The organism is Pseudoalteromonas sp. GABNS16E (genome assembly GCF_028598715.1).
Classification (GTDB): Bacteria; Pseudomonadota; Gammaproteobacteria; order Enterobacterales; family Alteromonadaceae; genus Pseudoalteromonas; species Pseudoalteromonas atlantica.
In genome coordinates this window covers 1-317 of sequence record NZ_JAQREZ010000185.1, presented here as the reverse complement: position 1 = coordinate 317, position 317 = coordinate 1, and the positions used below count along the sequence as shown (strand labels likewise).

The following is a 317-nucleotide window of genomic DNA, read 5'->3' as shown; positions in this document are numbered from 1 at the left end:
TCTTTTCTGACCTGTTGCATTGTGCGGCTTATCAGTCTTTGAAGCACGGAGTACTTAGGAATGGCAATGTTATGGCTGGCAAGGTATTCAATGGCCGCATCAAAGAGGTGTCGAGGCTCCAGCCAGGCATGACCAATGTAAACCAGGTGGTGGCACAGAGCATTGAGGTGCTGTTTTTCATTCCACTTATTGTAATTAAGTAGACGCAGTATCCTTGAGTAAATACGGTCACGCTGCATTTTACTGACACTGAAAGGCCTGATCCCTTTACCTCTTTGAATTTGGGAGGCAATAAACTGCATGTCGATACTGATATC

At 45.1% G+C, this 317-nt stretch carries 1 protein-coding gene; it reads right to left on the bottom strand.

Annotated features, from left to right (window positions below):
- A partial coding sequence (locus PSI06_RS21805; RefSeq protein WP_273604844.1) for a DUF4158 domain-containing protein occupies positions 1-317 on the bottom strand: 317 nt, incomplete at both ends.